Below are 18,553 nucleotides of genomic sequence, written 5' to 3' on the forward strand. Positions count from 1 at the left end.
AACACCCCCGACAGGGAGCGTGGGTCGAAAACGGGAGAGAAGAGGATGCCCTGCTCTCGGTGGGGAAACCGGAGGGGCTGTCCCGCTGCTGCGGTCGTACCGGGGATACAACCGTCGGCGGGTGGTGAGCATTCCACGGATCCGCCCACCCGGCCGAGTCGATCACGACCCGGAAACCGGACACCACACCCATCCGAGCACAAACGCCGGGACAGGCCGGTGATGTCGCCCGCTGCTGCGGTCGTACGGGGGATACAACCGCGACCCGCCCGCGGATGTTCCCCGACCCGAACCCCCGACCGGGCCACCGGATCCGGACAACGGGCACGGAAGCACGCAGCCGGGTCGGTGGCTGACCGACCCGGCCTGACCGGGCCGGGGCGTCCGGCGCACCCGGCTGGCCCGCGAGACCGGCTCCGACTCCACCGGACGCGGTGCGCCCAGGGCTCGCCGGTTCAGCCTGCGGGTCGCAGCCCGTACGGCTCCAGCAGTGCCGCCACCGCCGTCGGATCCTCGACGTGCGCGTTGTGCCCGAGACCGGCCAGGGTCCGGACCGGTACGCCGAGCCGGGCCAGGTCCGCGTCCCCGACCATCGGGTCGTGTTCGCCCCGGGCCAGCAGTACCGGCACCCGGACCCGGGCCAGCCGGTCCGCCATCGCCGGCTCGCCGACACCGAAGCACCGTGGGTCCATGGCGAGCCGCCACCGTCCGCCGTCGGTCCGAATCCCGGCGTCCACTCTGGAGTCGTCGGCGGTCAGCAGGCCGGCCAGGCCGGAGACCCGGAGGTGTCGCCGCGCCGCCTCGTCCCGGGAGTCGTACCAGGCGACGGGCCGGCCGGCGAGCGCGGCCGCCTTCGCCAGCTCGTCCGGGGTCCAGGCGACCTTCACCCCGAGGCCCAGCACCGCCTCGATCCGGGCGTGGTTGTCGGCGCCGAGCCGGGCGGCCAGGGCGAGCCCGACCACCCCGCCGAGCGAGTGGCCGAGCACGACCACCCGGTCGTCGGGGTCGAGCATCTCGGCGAGCCCGGCGGCCAGCGAGTCGAAGGAGTATTCGTCGAGCGGGGCCGAACCGCCGTGTCCGGGCAGGTCGGGGGCGAGCCAGCGGCCGGGCCAACGCGCCGCGAGCAGCTCCGACCAGGCGGACCACACGTCGCCGGTGGCTCCCATCCCGTGCAGGAGCAGCAGTACCGGACGGCCGACGCTGGCACCGCCCTCGCCGCCACCACCGTGCAGTCGTACGCCGTGCCGGGTCCACACCTCGGGCGTCGCCCTGTCTCCGCCGCTCATGTCCAGCAGTCTGCCATCGGCCGCCCGTCGTACCGTCGTCCCAGCATCACGGCGTGCCGGAGCCCCGATCCGACCACCGGTTCCGGCCCGGCGCCGTGGCCGCGATGCCACTGCCCCTCGGCGGGTACGGCGCCTGCCAGGTCGTGGCCGTCAGCGCCGGGAGCGCGCTGGTGTGTCCGCTCGACTGGTCCTCACCTGAACTGCCGACACCGGCCCAAGCTCACCGGGATCGGTCCACTGTGTCCGGACCACCACGCGCACTCCGGCGCGCCGGCCGTGGTCCACGTCTCCCGGCAGTACCACACGGTTCCGCCGGACCTGGTCTGGCTGGGCGAGCTGCCGCTGCATCCGGGGATCCCGCGACGTCGAACAGCCACCGGTTGGGACTACCCGCGGATGCAGGTGGTCTGGCAACGCCGGTGGGACCGGCTGCCCGGGGTCGCCAGGGCGGCGTACCGGGCCGATGACTGGTTCGACGAGTGGCGGGACTTCTGATCGCGGTTCGTCGGCCGAGGCCGCGGTCCGGGACGCGCCAGCGCGGGTTCAGCCGCGGGCGGCGGCCATCCGGCGTACCGCCTCGGTGATGATCTCGGCCGAGGTCGCCAGGTTGAACCGGGCGTGCCCGGCACCGCCGGTGCCGAAGTCCGGGCCGGGCACCAGCGCGACCCGCCCCCGGTCCAGGAACACCTCGGCCGGGTCGCCGGGCAGGTTAAGCGCCCGGCAGTCCAGCCACGCCAGGTAGGTGCCGTCCGGCGGACGGTACGACACCTCGGGAAGGTGTTCGGCGAGCAGGGCGCCGAGCAGGTGACGGTTCTGGTCGAGGCCGGCGAGCAGCGCGTCGAGCCACGGTTCGCCGTACCGGAGTGCGGCGCTGTGCGCGATCACCCCGAGGTGGCTCGCCCCGTCGCCGGCCACCTTCGGCATCCGGGCGAGATCGGCGGCGGCGGCCGGTCCGGCCACCGCGACGGCCGCCTTCACCCCGGCCAGGTTCCACGCCTTCGACGCGGAGAGCAGGGTGAAACCGCGTTCGCCGCCGGGCACCGAGAGGTACGGCACGAAGGTCGCACCGGGATGCACCAGCGGGGCGTGGATCTCGTCGACGACGACCCGCACCCCGTACCGGTCGGCGAGCCCGGCCACCGTCCGGAGTTCGTCCCGAGTGTGTACGGTGCCGGTCGGGTTCTGCGGACTGCACAGCAGGTACGCGGCCCGGCGTCCACCCGCCACCGCCTCGGCGAACGCCCGGTCCAGCGCCTCGATGTCGAGCCGGTGGTCGGCGCCGAGGGGTGCCTCGACCACCCGGCGGTCGGCCCCGGCGACGAAGTCGAAGAACGGCGGGTAGACGGGCGGGTTGAGCACCACCGCGTCGCCGTCTCCGGTGACCAGCTTCAACACCTCGACGATGCCGATCATCACGTCGGGGACGAGTCGGGCGTGGTCGACGTCCGGGGTCCACCCCCAGCGTCGGGTGGCGAAGTCGGCGAGTGCCTCGAGGTAGTCCGTGGCCATCGGGTAGCCGGTGTCTCCCCGGGCGATCGCCTCGGTGAGCGCCTGGGCGACCGGCTCGGCGAGTGGCACGTCCATCTCGGCGACCCAGACCGGAAGTACGTCTTCCGGGTACCGCCGCCACTTCTCGCTGGTCCGCGTCCGGAGTTGCGCCAGAGTGCGGCTCTGCAAGGGGTTCCCCATGGAGCCACACCTTACGCCGAAGGCGCCGCGCCGGACCGCCCCGGCGCCGCCGGGCGACCTCGACCGCCCCGGCGCTGCCGGGCTATCTCGGCCGGGCCGGTGTACGGCGTCCGGTCGAGATCACCCGGTACGGGTCAGCGGCACCGCCACCGTACGGCGACCGGTTCCTCCTCCTCCCCCCAGTCGGCCTGCCCGGCGAGCGTCCTGCCGTCGTCGCTGACCGTCAGCACCCGGGTGCCGTCCCGGTTGGCGTTCCTGTCGAGGTCGGGCAGGTCGACGCTGGTGCCGTCGGCGAGGAACTGGGCGCCGGCCGGGCCGACCCCGACCGTCCAGCCGTACCGGTTGACCGCCTCGGTGCTCCCGGCGGCATCGAAGGGCTCGACCTCACCGGTACGCAGGTTCCACCGGGGGGCGCCGATGTACCGCGCGCCCCGCTCGTCCAGCGCCGACCAGCCGACGATCCAGCCGTGTCGGATCGCGTGCGGGGTGTAGGTCGTCGCCGGCTTGCCGCGCAGCGTCGGCACCGGCAGTTTCTCCAGCGTGCCGTCGGGCCGCCACAGGTAGCCGTCGGGCTCGCGGTCGGACGGACCCTGCAGGGCGCCGACGATGGTGCCGTCCTCGTCGATGCCGACCGCGGCACCGGTCCAGCCCCGGTCGGGGGTCGACAGCATCGTCGGCCTGCTGGTCGGCGAGGACCAGACCGCCGGCCTGCCGTCCACCGACCCGACGATCACCTCCCGATCGTTGATCCCGCTCGCCGTCGTGTTGTCGCCGGCGAGCCGGCTGAGCCGGCCGCTGCGGTACACCCATGCCGCGGTCCGTCCGCTGGAAGCGTCGACGAAGCTGAACCCGACGGCGACGCCGGTCGACGTGACGTCCACCAGCTGCGGGTCGTCGCCGGAGATCCCGACCGCCTTCACCCGCCCGTTGTCCCAGATCAGCGGCCGGGGTCCGGAGCCCGGGTACGACCGGCCCAGGAGGTACCGGCCGGTGGGGTCGGCACCGGTGACCACACTTCTCGGCGGATGCCCGGCCGGCACGTCGAGGCGGTGCACGGTACAGCTCGTCGGCGGCGTGACCGCCGGGGCCGACGACGACGGGCTCCCGGTCGGGCTGGTCGGCGACGGACCGATGGCGACCCGGTCCGGCGGGCCGACGGGTGCGTCCGTCCGGAGCAGCACCCAGCCACCGGTCACCGCCAGCACCAACACGGCGGCGGCCGCGCCGGCACCAGCCGTCCGCAGCCTGCGCAGCCGTCGCTCGCCGTCGGCGATCGCCCGGTCGACGTCCACCACCGAGGGGGTACGGGGCTCACCGGCCAACGGCCGCAGGAACGACTCGGCGTACTTCTCGTCGGGGTCCATGCTCACCTTCCCACCGTCTGTGCTTCGGTCCCGTCCAGCAGCCGGCGCATCGTCGCCAGCCCCCGGGACGACTGGCTCTTCACCGTCCCGGCGGAGCAGCCGAGAATCTGCGCCACCTCGTCGACGCCGAGGTCGCAGAGGAAACGCAGCACCAGGACCGCCTGTTGACGCCGGGGCACCCGGGCGAGCGCGGCCCGCAGCGCCAGGGCGTCCTCGACCCGACAGTCCGGTGCCGGTGGCGGCTCGGGTGGTTCGGCCAGCAGCCCGACCCGTGACCATGGCCGGCGGCGCTCGTCGAGGAAGGTCCGGAGCAGCATCGTCCGGACGTACTGGTCCAGATGTTCGACGTCGCGGATCCGTCGCCAGCGTACGTACAGCTTGGTGATGGTCTGTTGGACGAGGTCGTCGGCACGGTGTTCGTCGCCGCAGAGCAGGTACGCCAGGTGTCGGAGCCGGGGCAGTCGCCCCGTCACGTACTCGATGTAGTCCTGCTGCGCCTCGGCCCGCATGCGCATCTCCTCACGGCGGTGTCGCGACTTGAACGAGCGACGTCCACCGCCCGGTTGCACGTCCCACGCTGGCACGTCCATCGTTGTCCGTACGCCCTACCAGGTGGCGGGCCGGGGCGGAGTGGAGGGCGGCGTGGGGTGGGACGACGATCTGACCGGGGCCCGGTACGACCAGCTCGTGCGGCTGCCGCTCTACCGCCGGGCCCTGTGGAGCACCCGGCTGACGCACACCCTGAACCTGCTCTGGCTGTGCCTGGTCCTGACGGCCGTCGCCGGGGACCTGCCGCACCCCGTCGACCAGCGACTGTTCTACCTGGTCGTGCCGATCGGGCTGCTGGCGTTCCTGTGCGGGGCGACCGCCGTGGTCACCAACCTGATGCTCGGCGACCGGGTGGAACGGCTCGCCGGCACCGGCGACGCCGAGCGGATCCGGGCGTTCCGGGAGTCCTGCTTCGCGGAACTGCACCGGGAGGTGTTCCTCGGCCGGCGGCGGCCCGGTTGACCATCCGGGCCGCCGACCGTCAGGTGGGCGGTACGCCGGCCGGTCCTACCACTTCATGAGCCGGGGGAGTTCGGCGACCTCCGGTAGCGGCGTCTCCGCCGGCAGGGCACCGACGAAAACGACGGCCTCCTCGAACTGGCTGTACGAGAAGCCTTCGAGGGTCTGGCCGACGACCAGGATGTTGCCGCCCCGGCGCCATGCCGCGTACCGCCACGAGTAGGAGCCGACCGAGATGGTCCGGCCCTGGACCCGGCCGTCGCGTTCCGGCGGGCCGAGCAGTTCGGTGAACCGGGTGATCGCGGAGTCGACGTACCCGTCGAACTCCGGGCGGTACGCGCCCTTCTCGCTGGACCAGCCGGGCAGCGATCCCCAGAAGTCACTGGTCCAGACCTCCCCGTCGATCCGGTAGAAGTGGGCGAACGGCATGTAGAAACAGCCGATGCCGAAGACGACGTGCCCCTGGTCGGTGACGAACCCGCCCTCGTCGACCGGTACCGCCTCGCCGTCGCGCCAGCCGAACCCGCGCATCACCTGGCGGGTGGTCTCCCCGTCGGGCCAGGTGAGGTCGGCCAGGTCGACGATCCGGCGGGCCAGCCCGGCGTCGACAGGGCAGGCGGCCACGTACGTCTCGCCAGGATCGAACTCTTCGGAGTCGTCCTCGTCCGACTCGAAATCGTCCGCTGCGGATTCCGTCACGGCCGGTGATCCTACCTGTCGGGAGCCGCGTCGCCGTGGTGGCCGGATCGGCGCCCGTGAGCAGGCAACTTGACGTCCGCGCTGGGCCGGGCAGACTGACCCCATGGTCAAGACGGTACGGCCGCGCAACTACAGCGAGGTGTTCTACGTCGGACACTACTTCTGCCAGGGCTTTCCGGTGGTGATGGACCTGACCGGTCTGACCAATGAGGAGGCTCTGCACCTCGTCGACTTCGCCGCCGGTCTGGTGGTGGCCCGGGACGGTGGCATGGAGCGGGTGGCGCCGAAGGTGTTCCTGCTCCAGCCCAAGCGGATGGCCCGGTCGGGCGCGGTCGCGGTCGGTTAGCCCGGCAGCCCGTAGCCGGTGCTTCGGGACAGCGGTTCCCAGGCGCGGACCTCGGCGGCCACCGCCGTCAGGTGGCCGAGGATGCCGTCGACCGCGTCGTCGCCGAGCGGTAGCCGCAGGGGTGTCCGGTCCGCGTCGAGGGCGGCTCGGATCGCGGCGGCGGCCCGGGCGGGATCACCGGGTTGGGCACCGTCGATACCTTTGATCATGGTGCGGGTCGGCCCGACGGTCTCCTGGTACGCCGCCAGCGGGGCACTCTCGACCAGGCCGGCGCCGGAGAATCCGGTCCGGAACGCACCGGGTTCCACCACGAGAACCTTGATCCCCAACGGGCCGACCTCGGCGGCCAACGCCTCCGAGAAGCCCTCCAGTGCGAACTTGGTCGCGCAGTAGGCGGAGAAACCGGGGTACGCGACCTGACCGCCGAACGACGACAGTTGCACGATCGCGCCGCCGCCCCGGGACCGCATCCCGGGCAGGACCGCCCGGACCAGCGCCGCCGGGCCGAACACGTGCAACTCGAACAGGTCGCGCAGTTCGGCGTCGGTGGTCTCCTCGACCGCGCCGACCTGACCCCGCCCGGCGTTGTTCACCAGTACGTCGATCCGGCCGTACCGCGCCTCGACGTCGGCGACCAGTCGGGCCGTGGCGACGCTGTCGGTGACGTCCAGCCGCAGCGCCTCGACCTGGTCGGGGTGCGCGCTGACGTACGCGTCGAGGGTTTCCGGGCGGCGGGCGGTGGCCACGACGATCTCCCCGGCCGTGACGGCGGCCTCGGTGATGGCGCGTCCGAAGCCGCTGCCGGCCCCGGTCACCAGCCACACTCGGACGGCGGTGGTGGAGACGGCGCCGTTCTGGATCATGCTTGCTCCTTGGTGCGGGGTGCGGGGTGCGGCCCGGTCCAGGGTGCGCCCGCACCCGGCTTGGTGGCCAAGACCGGCCGTGATAACCAGATGGAATGGACGTGCACCTGCGGGACCTGCGGTACTTCGTGGCGGTCGCCGAGCACCTGCACTTCACCCGGGCCGCCGAGGCGCAGTTCGTCAGCCAGCCGGCGCTCTCCAAACAGATCCGGGCGCTGGAGGCGCAACTGCGTACGCCGCTGTTCGAGCGCGACCACCACGAGGTGCGGTTGACCCCGGCCGGTGCCGCACTGCTGCCGAGAGCCCGCCTCCTCCTCGACGGCTGGCGGCGTGCCGAGGAGGCGGTCGCGGTGGCCGCCGCCACGCAGGCCGCCACCCTGGTCGTGGGGATGAGCACCGGGGTCGGGCGGGGGCTGCTGCCGGCGGTACGGGCCCGGTTCGGCACGGCGGTGCCGCAGGCGGAACTGCGGCTGCGGCAGGTGTCGTGGGACGACCCGACCGGCGGGCTGGCGGCCGACGGGCCGGCCCGGACCGACGCCGCGTTCGTGTGGTTGCCGATGCCGGATCCGGAGCGCTACCGGTGGCTGACCGTGGCCAGCGAGTCCCGGCTGGTCGCCCTCCCCGCCGACCACCGACTCGCCGGCCAGGTCAGCGTCGACATCAGCGAACTGCTCGACGAGCCGTTCCTGGCGCTGCCGGCCGGCAGCGGTGGGCTGCGTGAACACTGGCTGGCGGTCGAGGCCCGGGCGGGCCGCCCGCCGCTGGTCGGCGCCGAGGTGGCGAACGCGGAGGAGGTGGTCGAGGCGCTGGCCGCCGGTCTCGGAGTGTGTCTGGTCGCCGCCGGCAACGTGCCCCTGGTCGCCCGGGACGGGATCACCATCCGACCGGTGACCGGGCTGCTCCCCAGCGAACTGGTACTCGCCTGGCGGGTCGAGGATCGCCGCCCGCTGCTGCACACCCTGGTCGAGGCGGTACGACGCTCGCTCGACGCCGGATAACCGTCGGTTATCGACGCGGGTCTTGGACCGGCCGGGTCGGCGTCCGGCACGCTCGTCGGCGTCGGAGGGAGACGGTGATGACACGGTCCACTGCCGGTACCCGTCGGGGTGGCGGAACCAGGATGGTCGGCCTGCTCGTGATCGCGGCCGTACTCGGCGGCGGCTGCGGTGACGGAGCCACGTCCGGGCGGACGACCACAACCACCGGCCCGGTGCCGGCCGGCTCTGCCGGGTCGGTCACCACGGCCCCGGGGTCGGGCCCGGTGACGGCCGGGCCAGCACAGGCGTACGTCGACGCGGTGAACGCCGGTGACCTCGACGCGCTGGTCGCCGCGTTCGCCCCGGAGGGGCTGGTCGTCGACGTGAGCCGACGGATCGAGGGGCGGGACGCGATCCGTGCCTGGGCCGGCGCCGAGGTGATCGGCGGGACGTTGCGGGTGCTGGAGGTGGCGGCGATGCCCGGGGGCCAGGACCTGCTGGTGCACTGGGCACCCCGGGGATCGTCCGGCTGGCGGGCGCACTACCGGTTCACCATGACCGCCACCGCGATCACCACCGCCGACCTCCAGTACGCCTGACACACCGCCGCCGTACCGGAGGGCGGCGGCGGTCGGGTCAGTCGAAGGCGGCCGGGGTGAACTCCCGGGGCTCGACCAGGACCATCCAGTTGCCGGAGTTGTCCCGCGCGACCGCCTCGACGCCGTACGGGCGCTCCTCTGGAGGATTGACGAACTCGACGCCCTTGGCCTGGAGTTCGTCGTACGTCTTCCGGCAGTCGTCCACGCTGAGGCCCAGGCCGAAGACACCGCCCTCGTCCATGGCCCGGTTGATCGCGTCGACCATCTCCGGCGAGTACGGCGGACCGGGGTGCGTCAGGTGGACCTGCAGTTCGGGTTGGCTCGGATGGTTGACGGTGCACCAGCGGTAGCCGTCACCGAGGGTGATGTCGGTGTGCTCGGCGAAACCGAGTACGTCAAGGTAGAACGCCTTGGAGGCGTCGATGTCCTTCACGAAAACGCTGGTGATGGAGATGTTGGTAATCATGTGACCGAGGCTAGGAGGTGTCGGCCGGCCCGGGCTTCTCCTCGGTTGCGCGGTCGCGCCGCTCGGCCAGGCCCCACATGAAGACGAAACAGCCGGGGATGCGCGGTGCGCCGTTCGCCGCCCAGCGGCGCTGGAACTCACTCGGCGTCTCCCCGACCAGCTCCCGGAACCGGCTGCTGAACGAGCCGAGGCTGGTGAAGCCGACGGCGTGGCAGACCTCGGTGATGCTGAGGTTGGTGGCCCGGAGCAGGTCCTGGGCGCGTTCGACCCGACGACGGGACAGGTGGGCGGCGGGCGAGAGGCCGTACGTGGCGGTGAAGAGCCGCTGGAAGTGGAACTTGCTGAGGCCGGCGACGGCGGCGAGTGTCGCGAGGTCCAGCGGCTCGGTGTAGTGGCGGTCGGCGTGGTCGCGGGCCCGGCGCAGGTGCACCAGCAGGTCACCCGGCACCCGACGCGGCCCGACCGTCACGGTGCGCCAGTCTACCGGGTGAAAGCACTGCTCAGGCATGGTTCCGCCGGCGGCGTGCCGAGGTCCGCGGCGGCGACCACGTCTGCCGGCCGGCGACGGCACCGGTGTCTCGGGGCCACGAGCACACCGGTGCCTCGTGGGCGACCACCGGGTCACGGCGGTCGCCCACGGGTCAGCCGTCAACCCTGGTCAGCCGCCGGTGGCGGTGAGGCTGGTGACGGGGTTCAGGTTGCCGGCCTCGCCCTCGACGTTGCCCCAGGGCTCCCATCGGGCGTTCACGTGTCGGACCGTGTGCGACAACCGGTCACCGTTGGCCACCAACAACTGGAACTCGTTGTTGACACTCGCCGCCGCGACCCCGGTGATCCCACCAACGCTGCCCGCCTGCGACTCCACGTTTCCCCACGCCAGCCAGCCACCGTTGCTGCCGTGCCGGGCCGCGTGCTTGAGCTGGTCACCGTCGACCACCACGATCTGCAGGTCGGCACCCGTACCCGCCGCGGTCACCGCGGTGACCGTGCCGAGGGCACCCGCCGCACGCTCCACGTCGCCCCACCCGGTCCACTGGCCGCTGATCCGCCGAACCGTGTGCGACACCCCGGCACCGTGCACCACCACCAATTGCAACTCGTTGCTCACCGACGCGGCGGCGACCTCGGTCACCCCGGACAGATCACCCCCCGTCGCCGTCTCCACACTGCGCCACGGCTCCCAGGCAGCCGTCCTGCCGTACCGCGCCGTATGCAGGATCTCGTCCCCGTGCACCGCCACCACCTGCAAATCCACACCCGTCGCCACCGCCGTCAACCCCGTCAACCGAGGCAGGTTCCCGGCCGGCGTCTCCACACTGCGCCACGGCTCCCACCTGGCATTCGCATGCCGGATCGTGTGCGAGATCCCGTCACCGTGAGCCGCAACAAGATGCAACTCACCATTCACCACCGCACTCGCCATCCCATGCACATCCGACAGCGCGCCCGCCTGCGACTCCACCGCACCCCACTCGTCCCACGCACCGTCGTGGGTACGAACCGTGTGCGACACCGTGTCGGCGTGCACCGCCGACACCTGCAACGCCTGCGGCGGCGGAGCGGGGGCGCAACCGTTCTGGCTGGTCTCGTAGTAGCTGTTGGCCCGGGCGTCGTCGGTGATGTCCGAGGCCCTGCCGTTGAACCAGGCGTGCACCGCGCGCCAACTGCCGTCGAACTGGTTCTGCTGCTCGAAGTGCAGGTGCGGGCCACTGGTCTTGGTGCCGGTGTTGCCGGAGCTGGCCACCCGCTGGCCCTGGGCGACCCAGTCGCCGTCGTTGAACTGGTAGGTGTTCGCCTTCAGGTGCAGGTACAGCGTCCGCCAGCCGTTGCCGTGCAGGATGCTGACCTGGTAGCCACCGGTCGTGCTGTGGCCCCGGTAGGCGCGTCCGGCGGCGGCGGCGAGCACCGGGGTGCCCTCGCCGACGATCATGTCGATTTCGTAGTCGCCGTGTCCGGGGTACGTGCCGAACTTGACCCTGGACCCGCACTGGAACGGCGCCTGGAAGAACGGACGCGGGCCGGCCGCCTCCGCCGGGACGACCATGGCACCGACCACCAGCGTCGACGCCAGGGCGGATGTCAGTACCGCCCGAATAGATAACCTTCTGCCCATAGCTCCTACCTCGAGAGTGACCACTTCGAGAGCAAGCATGGGGTTCCGGACCATTAGATGATCTTGGATAATCCTTGAACGTTCCTTTGGCGACCTACGGGGGTAGTCGCATGTCGGAAACGATGATGTTCGGTGTACTTGGCCAGGTGCGGTGCACCGTCGCGGGAAGGCCCGTCGACCTGGGGCCCGCCCGGCAACGTACCGTTCTCGCGGCGCTGGCCGTCGACGCCGGATCGGTGGTGTCGCCCGAGACCATCATCGACCGGGTCTGGGACGACACGCCGCCTGGCGGCGCCCGCAGCGGCCTGTACAGCTACATCGCCCGCCTGCGGCGGCTCCTGGAGGCCGCCACCGACGGTGGCGGCACCGCCCGACTGTTCTCCCAACCGGGCGGATACCTGCTCGACGTGCCCCACGACGCCGTGGACCTGCACCGCTTCCAGGCGTTGTGCGACCGGGCCCGGGCCGAGCCGCTGGCGGCCCGCAAGGTCGAGTTGCTCGACGAGGCGAACGACCTGTGGCGCGGCGAGGCCTTCGCCGACCTGCGCGGCGAATGGATCCAGCGGACGCGGCGGACACTGCGCCAGCAGCACGTGGACGCGTTGCTGCTCTGGACCACCAGCCAACTCGAACTGGATCGGACGGGGACGGTCATCAACCTGCTTCGTCCGATGCTCGACCGCTATCCGCTGGTCGAACCGCTCGCGGTGAATCTGATCGACGCGCTGCGCCGGGAGGGCCGCTCGGCCGAGGCGCTGGAGACCTTCGGCGCCGTACGGCAACGTCTCGCCGACGAACTCGGCGCCGATCCCGGCCCGGAGTTGCGTCGCCGCCACGAGCTTCTGCTGAGTGAGTCACAGCGATCGGTGGCGGCCCGGGCCGGTCACCGGAACACACCGTCCCGTCCCGGCACCGGCCCGGCCACCCCGTCGGGGGCGGCCGAGGTCAGGCCGGTCCAGCTACCGTCCGACCTGCCCCACTTCGTCGGCCGGGTCGAACAACTGGGTCAGCTCGACCGGATGCTGATCCCGGCAGCCACACCGGTCGGCACCGGCGGGACGTCGAGGATCGCGACAAGCACCCTCGCCACGATCTGCGGGCCGGCGGGCGCGGGCAAGACGGCGTTGGTGGTCCGGTGGGCGTACCGGGCGATGGACCGCTTCCCGGACGGACTGCTCTACGCGAACCTGCGCGGTTTCGCGCCCGACGGAAGCGTCGCCCCAGTCACCGGCATCCTGACCGACTTCCTCGGCGCGCTGGGTGTCGCCTGGCGTCAGGTGCCGCAGAGCCTCGACGCACAGGCCGCGCTGTACCGCAGCCTCACCCATGACCGACGCATGCTGGTCGTTCTCGACGACGCCCGGGACGCCGACCAGATCCGTCCGCTGTTGCCGGGTGGTGGTGGCTGCAGCGTGGTCATCACCAGCCGCACCGATCTGTCCAGTCTGATCACCTCGCACGGTGCGGGTTTCCTGACGCTGGACGTGCTCTCCCCCGCCGAAGCCCGCGAACTGCTCGCCTGCCGGCTCGGTGCCGACCGGGTCAGCGCCGAACCCGTGGCGGTGCGGGCCATCGTCCGGTACTGCGGACGACTGCCGCTCGCCCTGTCGGTGGTGGCCGCCCGGGCGGCGACCCGGCCGACCTTTCCGCTCGCCGTCATCGCGACCGAACTGGCCGTCGCCCACGGCCTCGCCGCGTTCGCCACCCGCGATCCGGCAACCGATCTGCGGATCGTCTTCTCCCGCTCCTACGCGACGCTCAGTGGCGCGGCGGCCGACCTCTTCCGCAAGGTGGGGCGGTTCCCGCACCTGACCGGGCCGGCCACGGTCGAGTCGCTGAGCGAAATCGTCGGCGAACCCTCCCGCGAGATCGAACGGCTGCTCGCCGAACTGCGCAGCGTCCACCTGATCACGGAATCCGCCCCACGGCGCTACCAGATGAACAGGCTGCTCCGGAGCTACGCGGTGGAACTCGAACGTGACGCGGCTCCGCCGCAGACCCGGCCCGCCGCCCTGCTCATGCCGCTCTGCTGAACTCCGACCGGTTTACCAGCGGCGGCCGGTACCGGAGTCGGCGACCCGCCACCGGCCGTCGGCCTCCCGGACCAGCAGTACGAGCAGCGGGGCGACCTCACCGGTGAGGAACCGCACCTGGCCACGTACCTCGGCTCGGAGCTGACCGCCACCACCGACGATCGTCGTACCGTCGATGGTGTAGTCGGTGATCCGGTCGTTTCCGGCGTACCGTTCCGAGAACTCCGCCGGGGTCATCTGACCCCGGCGCTCCTCGGTCAGCAGCCCGTGCGCTGTCGGGTACTCCTGCGCGACGACCGCGTCGAGGTGGGCGGCGGCCGTCGCCTGCGCGGGACCCCGTTCCCGGAGCCCCCGGGTCGTGTTCACCGCCAGCCAGGCCACGGCGAGGCACGCCGCGACGGCGCCGACCACCAGGGCCTGCCACGTCGTCAACCAGTCCGAGAAACAGCCGCAGCAGGCGAAGGCGAGGAGTCCGACGGCCAGGATTCCGAGCACGCGACCCGACTGTCCCGACATGACCGGATACCTTAGCTTCGCCGAGCGACCCCGACCAGACTCCGGCGGCGGATACGCCGATGTGCCGGAGCGCGGTGATGCGGCAAGCTGGTGACCGTGAACGCCCGGAAACGCAAGAAGTTGCAGAACCGCCTGATGACCGCGGTCATCTGGGGGACCTCGTCACAGGTGGCGAAACTGCTGCGTGGGGGCGCCGACCCGAACCGACCCGACCGGGACGGCAGCACCCCGCTCTACCGGGCGAGTGTGCACGGCAACGCGGGCATCGTCCGGGTGTTGCTGGCCGGCGGGGCGCGACCGGACGTGGAGAGCGGCTCCGGCGACGAGGGGCTGCCGTTGTGCGCCGCCGCCGTCTGGGGCCACGACGACACGGTACGGGAGCTGCTCGCCGCCGGTGCTGACCCGCGACTGCGGGAGGACAACGGGACCGGTCCCACCGCGGCGGAATGGGCGCGACGCGCGGACCGGCACACGACGTACGAACTCCTGTCGGCGGCCGGTACGACCGACCAGGCTCACCGGGACCGGTCGTGAACCTGCCGGTGGAGAAGCCACGAACGGTTGTCGTCGTCGCCTATCCCGGGGCCGAACTGCTGGACATCGCATGCCTGACCACCACGTTCGACTACGCGAACCGGGCCGGCCGGCACTACCAGACTCTCGTCGTGTCACCGGCCGGGCAGCCGATCGGTTGTCAGTCGGGGCTGACCCTGAACGCGCAGGCACCGATCGAGCGGCTGCGCGGTCCGGTCGACACGGTGATCATCGCTGGCGGGGAGGGTGCGGTCGCGGCCGCCGAGGACCACCGGCTGGTCGCGCACGTACGCCGGCTGGCCCGGGAGACCCGGCGGGTCGCCTCGGTCTGCACCGGCGCGTGGGTGCTCGCCGCCACCGGGCTGCTGGACGGACATCGCGCCACCACGCACTGGATGTTCGCCGACCTGCTCGCCGCCCGGTATCCCGCCGTCGAGGTGGATCCGGCGCCGATCTACATCCGGGACGGCGACCTGACCACCGCCGCCGGGGTCACCAGCGCTCTCGACCTGGCGTTGGCCTTCGTCGAGGAGGACCTGGGCGGCGAGGCGGCCCGGCACGTCGCGCGCGGGCTGGTGACGTACCTGCAGCGTCCGGGCAACCAGGCGCAGATGAGCATGTTCCTCGCCGCGCCGGTGCCGGACGACGATCTGGTACGCGACCTCGTCACCCTGATCCGCGACGCGCCGGACGCCGACCTGAGCCTGTCCGCACTGGCCACCCGGGCAGCGGTGAGCGAACGGCACCTGACCCGGCTCTTTGTCACCCACCTCGGTCAGACCCCGGCCCGGTACGTCCGCACGGTACGCCTCGAAGCGGCGGCCCACCTGCTGGTGTCGAGCCGGCTGCCGCTGGCCGGGGTCGCCGCCCGCTGCGGCTTCACCTCGGCGGAGACGCTTCGGCAGGCGTTTGTCGACCGGTACGGCGTCACCCCGTCGCTCTACCGGTCGAGCTTCGTCACCAGCCTCGGTGGACGGTTGACCGGCGGCTCCGATCAGCGGTCCGTGACCGGTTCGGGCCGGCGGTCCGCCGAGCGGGGCCGGTCAACGCAGCGCCGCGAGGACGATGAAGCCGAGACCGAGCGGCACGTCCAGCAGCATGCAGGCCTCCGCCAGTGACCGGGGCACCACGGCGTTCCGCCGGTAGTGCACGGCGTCCCAGATCCCGTGGGAGGCGAGGACCAGACCGGCCAGCACCAGACCGAAGCTCGGGGCGATCAGGAGCGCGGCCACCGCGAGGCCGCCGAAGCCCGCCACCGCCACGGCCTGGGCGGTGAGCGCCGGGTACGACACCCGGCCGACCAGGCCGACGACAACCAGGATGAGCGCGGCGATGCCGGCGACGGCCCACCAGGGCAGACCGAGCACCCGACTGGCGATGATCACCAGGCTGAACCCGGGCACCGCTGCCCAGGCGACCCAGGGTCGGGCGAGTGCGGCGGCACCGAGATAGCAGAGGGTGGCCGCGCAGACCGTGATCGACAGGGTCTGCCGATCCGGGCCGGTGGCCAGGACGAGGACGGCCGCCGTCAGCCCCACCGCACTCGGCCAGCGGTGCAGGATCGCCGGCCGGTGTGACGCGTCGCCCCGGAGGGCGGCGGATGTTGAGGTATCCATACATCTGACACTGCCTGTCCGGGCGGGACGGGTCGAGGCCGAGCCGCCGGGTGGTCCGGATTCCTGGGGTAGCCGTCCGCCTCGCCAGGCCCTACGCCTCGCCGAGTCCCCGGTACGTCCCCGACGCGTCCACGTCGTCGGCGAAGTCGGCGAAGTCCAGGTTCGCGATGCAGAGGTTGGCGGAGATCTCGGCGAACCACTGCGGCGGCACCCGGAACGTCCGCCCTGGTTCGTCGTAGAGATCGACGGCGAGCAGTGGACGTTCGTCGTCGGTCATCGTGGTGGCGTCGGCGAGGAAGAGGTACGTCAACGCCGCGTCGTCGCCCGCCGCCGTGTCGATCTCGACCAGCCTCTGTACGCTCACCTCCGCGTACGCCGGGTCGCTGACGCAGGTGGCGTGCGGGTACTCCTCCTGCCCGTTCACCGCTGTCACCACCTCGTCCCAGGCGGCGTCGTCACGGAAGTCGGTGCGCAGGAGCAGCGACGTCAGGTCATCGGGTTGAGGAAGGGTGGCCATGGCGGAGATCCTCGCAGCCCCGACCGACATGACCGGACAGGGCCGCCGGGCTCAGGCGGCGCTCTCGGCGTCAGTCGCGGGTAGGTCGGCCAGGGCGGAATCACCGGTACGGGGGCGGGCGAGGGCGGCCCGGAACGCGGGACACTCGACCAGCAGTTCGTGCATGCAGGTCGAGGCGTGTTCCAGGCTAGCCCGCATCCGGTTGAGCCGCTGGATGTTCTCCTCCAGCTCGCGTGCCTTCTCCGCCATCCGCGTCCGGATCTGGCTGTCGTCCGGGGTGGAGACCAGGAACCGGGCGATCTCGGCGATGGTGAACCCGGCGTTCTGGGCGCAGGCGATGAACGTCAGGCGTTCGAGTACGTCCGCCCGGTAGGTGCGGCGCAGCCCCCGGCGCCCGGCTGGCGAGATCAGCGCCCGCCGCTCGTAGAACCGCAGCGCCGACGGGGTCACGCCGGCCCGCTCGGCCACCTCGGCGATGTCCAGCAGCGGCTCGCTCATCCCGCCTCCTTGACTTGAATCGCGGTTCAAGTCAGAGGGTAGCCCGGTGAAGATTCATCACCTGAACTGTGGATCGATGCGGCAGCTCGAGCCCACCTACGAAGGTCCGACGCCCGCGCCGGCCGTCAACCACTGCCTGCTGGTCGAGACCGACTCCGCCGGCCTGGTCCTGGTCGAGACCGGTCTCGGGCTCGACGACGTACGGAACCTGGCCGGCAGCCTCGACGCCGGCTGGGTCGAGATGGTCCAGCCGGTACTCGACGAGGAGGAGACGGCGGTACGACAGGTCACCCGGCTCGGCTACTCGCCGGACGACGTACGCCACATCGTCGTGACCCATCTCGACGTGGACCACTGCGGCGGTCTGCCCGACTTCCCGGACGCGCGGGTGCACGTACTCGCCGCCGAACTCGACACGGCGCTCGGGGAGGCGCCGAGTCTCCGGTACCGCCCCGCGCACTGGGCGCATGGCCCGAAGTGGGTCACCTACCCGGCCGGCTCCGGCCCGGACTGGTACGGCTTCACCTCGATCCAGCCGGCCGGGCTACCGCCGGAGATCCGGCTGATTCCGCTCGGCGGGCACACCCTCGGCCACACCGGGGTGGCGGTACGCGACGGCGACCGTTGGCTGTTGCACTGCGGCGACGCGTACTACTACCACCGGGAACTCGACGGGGACCACCACCCGCACCCGATCATGGACATCGTGCAGAGCCGTTCGGAGGCCCACCACGACCTCCGGCTCGGCACCCAGGCGCGGCTGCGGGAACTCGTCCGCGACCACGGGGACGAGGTGTCGGTCTTCTCCGCGCACGACCCGTGGGAGCTGCGACGTCATCTGGCGGGGCCGACGGTCTGACCGGGCCGGAACCATGCCTCGTCGCCGCAAGCTCCGAACGGCTGCGACCCTGGTGAACCACCCGGCGCCGGAGGGCCGCCGGACCTACCGTTGCGGCGCGAGTGAGCCGTACGCCGGTCCGAACACCACCAGCAGGGTCAGGTCCTCGGTCACCTCGACGAACCGGTGCTCCTCGCCGGCCGGTACGAAAATCACCGAGCCGGGACCCACCTCGGCGCGACCGTCCGGTGTCACGATCGTGGCGCGTCCGGTGCTGACCACGTAGATCTCGTCCTCGGTGTGTGGGCTCTGGTTGTCGACCCCACCGGCCGGAATGCAGTACGTGCCCACCGACAGGGCTGGCACCCGCAGGTGCTCCACCCAGTCGTTGGCCTCCCCGGTGGGCGGCGGCGTCCACACTCCGGCACCATCGATGATCCGCATCGCGGAAGCCTAGTCGACCGTCCGACGTCCGGCACCCCACGTTGTTCCGCCCGGACGACAGCCGTTGTCAGCGTCTGGGGCAGGACGCCGTCCTGCCCCAGCCAGCGGGCCCTACCACCGAGGATCGCCTGCGACAACGCGTCAGGC

Annotated in this window: 23 protein-coding genes; 9 read left to right on the forward strand and 14 right to left on the reverse strand. The window is 72.0% G+C overall.

The window, feature by feature from the left end; all coding sequences use genetic code 11:
• Positions 1–455: 455 nt before the first annotated feature.
• Complete coding sequence (locus V1633_RS06410) at positions 456–1,286, reverse strand: alpha/beta fold hydrolase (RefSeq protein ID WP_331213255.1); 831 nt, start codon at positions 1,284–1,286, stop codon at positions 456–458.
• A gap of 276 nt (positions 1,287–1,562) precedes the next feature.
• Between V1633_RS06410 and V1633_RS06415 the strand changes: the two genes are divergently transcribed.
• Entirely contained in the window at positions 1,563–1,781 is a 219-nt protein-coding gene (locus V1633_RS06415; protein WP_331213256.1) for a hypothetical protein, read from the forward strand.
• A gap of 48 nt (positions 1,782–1,829) precedes the next feature.
• Here V1633_RS06415 and V1633_RS06420 read toward each other — a convergent pair whose 3' ends face one another.
• The 3 genes from V1633_RS06420 to V1633_RS06430 all read right to left on the reverse strand — a co-directional run bounded on the left by V1633_RS06420 (position 1,830) and on the right by V1633_RS06430 (position 4,929).
• The gene (locus V1633_RS06420) at positions 1,830–2,975 is read right to left on the reverse strand and encodes a MalY/PatB family protein (protein WP_331213257.1); all 1,146 of its coding nucleotides are present in this window, start codon (positions 2,973–2,975) and stop codon (positions 1,830–1,832) included.
• A 134-nt stretch (positions 2,976–3,109) separates the two neighbouring features.
• Positions 3,110–4,345 (reverse strand): hypothetical protein, encoded by a 1,236-nt coding sequence (locus V1633_RS06425; RefSeq protein ID WP_331213258.1) that lies wholly within the window; start codon positions 4,343–4,345, stop codon positions 3,110–3,112.
• Positions 4,342–4,929, reverse strand: a complete 588-nt coding sequence (locus tag V1633_RS06430; protein ID WP_407951974.1) for a SigE family RNA polymerase sigma factor — start codon at positions 4,927–4,929, stop codon at positions 4,342–4,344. The genes V1633_RS06425 and V1633_RS06430 overlap by 4 nt, the downstream gene beginning before the upstream one ends.
• Before the next feature lie 52 nt (positions 4,930–4,981).
• Here V1633_RS06430 and V1633_RS06435 point away from each other — a divergent pair, with 52 nt between their 5' ends.
• Positions 4,982–5,350, forward strand: a complete 369-nt coding sequence (locus V1633_RS06435; protein ID WP_331213259.1) for a hypothetical protein — start codon at positions 4,982–4,984, stop codon at positions 5,348–5,350.
• A 45-nt stretch (positions 5,351–5,395) separates the two neighbouring features.
• Here V1633_RS06435 and V1633_RS06440 read toward each other — a convergent pair whose 3' ends face one another.
• A complete protein-coding gene (locus V1633_RS06440) occupies positions 5,396–6,046 on the reverse strand; it encodes a hypothetical protein (RefSeq protein WP_331213260.1) in 651 nt (216 codons plus the stop codon).
• A gap of 103 nt (positions 6,047–6,149) precedes the next feature.
• Here V1633_RS06440 and sepF point away from each other — a divergent pair, with 103 nt between their 5' ends.
• On the forward strand, positions 6,150–6,392 hold the full coding sequence (gene sepF / locus V1633_RS06445) for a cell division protein SepF (protein WP_331213261.1): 243 nt from the start codon (positions 6,150–6,152) through the stop codon (positions 6,390–6,392).
• Here sepF and V1633_RS06450 read toward each other — a convergent pair.
• Positions 6,389–7,255, reverse strand: a complete 867-nt coding sequence (locus V1633_RS06450) for an oxidoreductase (RefSeq protein WP_331213262.1) — start codon at positions 7,253–7,255, stop codon at positions 6,389–6,391. The genes sepF and V1633_RS06450 overlap by 4 nt on opposite strands.
• A gap of 95 nt (positions 7,256–7,350) precedes the next feature.
• Between V1633_RS06450 and V1633_RS06455 the strand changes: the two genes are divergently transcribed.
• Complete coding sequence (locus V1633_RS06455) at positions 7,351–8,253, forward strand: LysR family transcriptional regulator (protein ID WP_331213263.1); 903 nt, start codon at positions 7,351–7,353, stop codon at positions 8,251–8,253.
• Between the two features lie 77 nt (positions 8,254–8,330).
• Entirely contained in the window at positions 8,331–8,831 is a 501-nt protein-coding gene (locus tag V1633_RS06460) for a nuclear transport factor 2 family protein (RefSeq protein ID WP_331213264.1), read from the forward strand.
• Positions 8,832–8,868: 37 nt separating this feature from the next.
• Here V1633_RS06460 and V1633_RS06465 read toward each other — a convergent pair whose 3' ends face one another.
• From V1633_RS06465 to V1633_RS06475, 3 genes are all read right to left on the reverse strand, one after another.
• Positions 8,869–9,297 (reverse strand): VOC family protein, encoded by a 429-nt coding sequence (locus V1633_RS06465; RefSeq protein ID WP_331213265.1) that lies wholly within the window; start codon positions 9,295–9,297, stop codon positions 8,869–8,871.
• 10 nt (positions 9,298–9,307) lie between these two features.
• The gene (locus tag V1633_RS06470; RefSeq protein ID WP_331213266.1) at positions 9,308–9,766 is read right to left on the reverse strand and encodes an AraC family transcriptional regulator; all 459 of its coding nucleotides are present in this window, start codon (positions 9,764–9,766) and stop codon (positions 9,308–9,310) included.
• Between the two features lie 189 nt (positions 9,767–9,955).
• Positions 9,956–11,410: a peptidoglycan DD-metalloendopeptidase family protein gene (locus tag V1633_RS06475; protein WP_331213267.1), complete on the reverse strand. Its 1,455-nt coding sequence runs from the start codon at positions 11,408–11,410 to the stop codon at positions 9,956–9,958.
• A gap of 110 nt (positions 11,411–11,520) precedes the next feature.
• Between V1633_RS06475 and V1633_RS06480 the strand changes: the two genes are divergently transcribed.
• Positions 11,521–13,443: an AfsR/SARP family transcriptional regulator gene (locus V1633_RS06480; protein WP_331213268.1), complete on the forward strand. Its 1,923-nt coding sequence runs from the start codon at positions 11,521–11,523 to the stop codon at positions 13,441–13,443.
• Positions 13,444–13,455: 12 nt separating this feature from the next.
• Here V1633_RS06480 and V1633_RS06485 read toward each other — a convergent pair whose 3' ends face one another.
• Entirely contained in the window at positions 13,456–13,959 is a 504-nt protein-coding gene (locus V1633_RS06485; protein WP_331213269.1) for a hypothetical protein, read from the reverse strand.
• Between the two features lie 96 nt (positions 13,960–14,055).
• Here V1633_RS06485 and V1633_RS06490 point away from each other — a divergent pair, with 96 nt between their 5' ends.
• The gene (locus tag V1633_RS06490; RefSeq protein WP_331213270.1) at positions 14,056–14,493 is read left to right on the forward strand and encodes an ankyrin repeat domain-containing protein; all 438 of its coding nucleotides are present in this window, start codon (positions 14,056–14,058) and stop codon (positions 14,491–14,493) included.
• Positions 14,490–15,611 carry a GlxA family transcriptional regulator gene (locus V1633_RS06495; protein ID WP_331213271.1) on the forward strand — a complete coding sequence of 374 codons (1,122 nt, stop codon included), beginning with the start codon at positions 14,490–14,492 and terminating at the stop codon, positions 15,609–15,611. Before V1633_RS06490 ends, V1633_RS06495 begins: the two co-directional genes overlap by 4 nt.
• Here the strand turns inward: V1633_RS06495 and V1633_RS06500 are convergent.
• The 3 genes from V1633_RS06500 to V1633_RS06510 all read right to left on the reverse strand — a co-directional run bounded on the left by V1633_RS06500 (position 15,537) and on the right by V1633_RS06510 (position 17,124).
• Positions 15,537–16,109 carry a hypothetical protein gene (locus tag V1633_RS06500; RefSeq protein WP_331213272.1) on the reverse strand — a complete coding sequence of 191 codons (573 nt, stop codon included), beginning with the start codon at positions 16,107–16,109 and terminating at the stop codon, positions 15,537–15,539. The genes V1633_RS06495 and V1633_RS06500 overlap by 75 nt on opposite strands.
• Before the next feature lie 91 nt (positions 16,110–16,200).
• Positions 16,201–16,626 carry a DUF6924 domain-containing protein gene (locus V1633_RS06505; protein WP_331213273.1) on the reverse strand — a complete coding sequence of 142 codons (426 nt, stop codon included), beginning with the start codon at positions 16,624–16,626 and terminating at the stop codon, positions 16,201–16,203.
• A gap of 51 nt (positions 16,627–16,677) precedes the next feature.
• Positions 16,678–17,124 carry a MerR family transcriptional regulator gene (locus V1633_RS06510; RefSeq protein ID WP_331213274.1) on the reverse strand — a complete coding sequence of 149 codons (447 nt, stop codon included), beginning with the start codon at positions 17,122–17,124 and terminating at the stop codon, positions 16,678–16,680.
• Positions 17,125–17,200: 76 nt separating this feature from the next.
• Between V1633_RS06510 and V1633_RS06515 the strand changes: the two genes are divergently transcribed.
• Positions 17,201–17,983 carry an MBL fold metallo-hydrolase gene (locus tag V1633_RS06515; RefSeq protein ID WP_331213275.1) on the forward strand — a complete coding sequence of 261 codons (783 nt, stop codon included), beginning with the start codon at positions 17,201–17,203 and terminating at the stop codon, positions 17,981–17,983.
• An 84-nt stretch (positions 17,984–18,067) separates the two neighbouring features.
• Here V1633_RS06515 and V1633_RS06520 read toward each other — a convergent pair whose 3' ends face one another.
• Positions 18,068–18,406, reverse strand: coding sequence for a cupin domain-containing protein (locus V1633_RS06520; RefSeq protein ID WP_331213276.1), 339 nt, complete (start codon positions 18,404–18,406; stop codon positions 18,068–18,070).
• Positions 18,407–18,553: the final 147 nt, after the last annotated feature.

This window comes from Plantactinospora sonchi (assembly GCF_036422035.1).
In the GTDB taxonomy this organism is placed as follows: Bacteria; Actinomycetota; Actinomycetes; order Mycobacteriales; family Micromonosporaceae; genus Plantactinospora; species Plantactinospora sonchi.